This window comes from Kitasatospora sp. NPDC127067, from assembly GCF_042724755.1.
In the GTDB taxonomy this organism is placed as follows: Bacteria; Actinomycetota; Actinomycetes; order Streptomycetales; family Streptomycetaceae; genus Kitasatospora; species Kitasatospora lactacystinica.
In genome coordinates, this window is sequence record NZ_JBHXEM010000286.1 from 1 (window position 1) to 2,299 (window position 2,299).

At 75.5% G+C, this 2,299-nt stretch carries 2 protein-coding genes; one reads left to right on the forward strand and one right to left on the reverse strand.

The genetic code is table 11. The features are described 5' to 3' along the window. Window positions 1–262 precede the first annotated feature (262 nt). Window positions 263–1,123, reverse strand: a complete 861-nt coding sequence (locus ACFWJ4_RS41430; protein ID WP_359910447.1) for a hypothetical protein — start codon at window positions 1,121–1,123, stop codon at window positions 263–265. Between the two features lie 193 nt (window positions 1,124–1,316). Here ACFWJ4_RS41430 and ACFWJ4_RS41435 point away from each other — a divergent pair, with 193 nt between their 5' ends. Beyond that, a complete protein-coding gene (locus ACFWJ4_RS41435) occupies window positions 1,317–2,252 on the forward strand; it encodes an A/G-specific adenine glycosylase (RefSeq protein ID WP_380554610.1) in 936 nt (311 codons plus the stop codon). Window positions 2,253–2,299 lie beyond the last annotated feature (47 nt).

Here is a 2,299-nt window from a genome sequence, read left to right on the forward strand (position 1 = left end):
ACTCCCAATTCCCTCCACCGGGCACACCCCTCTCCCCCCCCCCGCCCGCCGCTCGGCCCCCCCCCCCCGCGGGCCCCGCCCGGGCGACACCCCCCCCCCGGGCGCCCCCCCCACGTCCGCACGAACCGGAGCCGCACCGAACGGGAGCCGAGCCGCGCCGAAGCGCGGAGCACCGCGGAGCACCGCACCGAACCCGCCCCCGGACGCGACGGAGCCCCCGGCCGCGCGGCGGCCGGGGGCTCCAGGAAAAGTTGACCGGTTCTCAGCTGTCCAGTCGGATCGAGGCCCGCGCCGAGACCTTGTCCCCGGAGAGCCCGGTGAGCTCCGCGAGCACCACGTAGGTGCCGCTCGGCGGCGGCGTCTGGTCGGCGGTCGCGCACTGCGGCTTGCTGCGGCTGCGGTCCCAGGTGAAGGTCTCGGTCTGGCTGCCGTTCGCGCCGAGCTGCACCCAGATGTTGCCCTTGTCGGCCGGGCAGTCGCCGGAGGACCAGACCCGGTCGTTGGTGCTTCCGCTCACCGTGATCACGGAGGCGGTGCGGCCCAGGTCCACCCGGCAGTTGGTGCCGGAGGAGTTCTTGACCGTCAGGGCCAGCCGGGGCTTGTCCTTGGGCTGGTACGAGTTCTGGGTGCCGGCCAGCTCCAGTGCCACCTGCGAGGAGGCGCAGACCGGCAGCGCCATGATCTCGGGGGTGTTCACGGCCGGAGCACCGCCCGTGCCGCCGCCGCCCGTACCGCCGGAGCCGCCCGTACCGCCGCCGGTCGCCGGCGCTGCGCCGCCTCCGGGGGCCGGGTTGGCGCCGCCGGTGCCGGTGCCGCCGCTGAGGTTGACCTCGGTGCCGCCGCCGCCCGCCACCGGGCCGCCGGTGCCGCCGCCGGGGCGTGCCGCGGGGCCGCTCGGGGAGGCGCCGGGCGTGATGGCCTGGGCCGGGGTCTGGTTCTGGGACTGGGACGGAACGGCCTGTGCGGCGTTGCCCGGTGAGCCGCCGTCACCGCCCCCGCCCGGGTCGATCATCAGCCAGGCGATCAGGGCGACGACCGCCGCGGCGGCGACGAGCACGACGATGCGCCGACGCCAGTAGATCGAGGCCGGCAGTGGTCCGACGGGTTGACGCAGAGAAGGCACGATCAAACTCTACGAGACTGTGTGTGGCGATTGACTCACCAACACCGCACAGTCGCCCCTTCCTTCACATGATCCGCCATTTGATCCGTTCGAGCGAGCTCCAATCGGACGATTTCCGGAGCTTCCCCGGGAGGATCCGGAGTGGCCTGATCCACTTCGGCCCGGTCGGCGGGCATGGGAGGATCGAAGGGCCATGACTGCCATCACCACCCCCGCCGTCCCTGTCTCCGCCGCCGACGCCGCCCGGCTGCCGATGCCCCTGCCGCTGTTCCACTCGACCGTCCTGGACTGGTACGAGGCGAGCAAGCGGGACCTGCCCTGGCGGACCCCCGACGCGACGCCCTGGGCGGTCATGGTGAGCGAGTTCATGCTCCAGCAGACCCCGGTCAAGCGCGTGCTGCCCGCCTGGGAGGCCTGGCTCACCCGCTGGCCGACCCCGGCCGCCCTCGCCGCCGAGCCGTCCGGCGAGGCGGTCCGGATGTGGGGCCGGCTGGGCTACCCGCGCCGGGCGCTGCGCCTGCACGCGGCCGCGGTGGCGATCACCGAGGAGCACGGCGGCGAGGTCCCGGACGACCACGCCACGCTGCTCTCGCTGCCCGGGGTGGGGGAGTACACCGCCGCCGCCGTCGCCTCCTTCGCCTTCCGCCAGCGGCACGTGGTGCTGGACACCAACGTCCGCCGGGTCTTCGCCCGCGCGGTGACCGGGGTCGAGTACCCGCCCCAGGCGACCACCGCGGCCGAGCGCCGCACCGCCACCGCGCTGCTGCCGGACGACGCGGAGACGGCGGCCACCTGGGCGGTCGGCGTGATGGAGCTGGGCGCGCTGGTCTGCACCGCGCGCGGCCCGGAGTGCGGGGACTGCCCGCTGTTCACCGCCTGCGCCTGGCAGCGGGCCGGCCGCCCGCCGTACGAGGGCCCGGCCCGGCGCGGTCAGTCCTACGAGGGGACGGACCGCCAGGTGCGCGGCAAGCTGCTCGCGGTGCTGCGCGAGGCGCACGGGACGGTGCCGCAGGCCCGGCTGGACGTGGTCTGGCCGGACGCGGTGCAGCGGGCCCGGGCGCTCGACGGCCTGGTGGCGGACGGCCTGGTCGAGCCGGTCGAGCAGGGCGTCTACCGGCTGCCCCAGTAAACGGCGGAACACGACGGCGCCCCCGGGAGGACGAACCTCCCGGGGGC

Excerpts from the sequence above, each read along its gene's own strand:
- ACFWJ4_RS41435 (WP_380554610.1), top strand. The coding sequence starts at position 1,317 with ATGACTGCCATCACCACCCCCGCCGTCCCTGTCTCCGCCGCCGACGCC.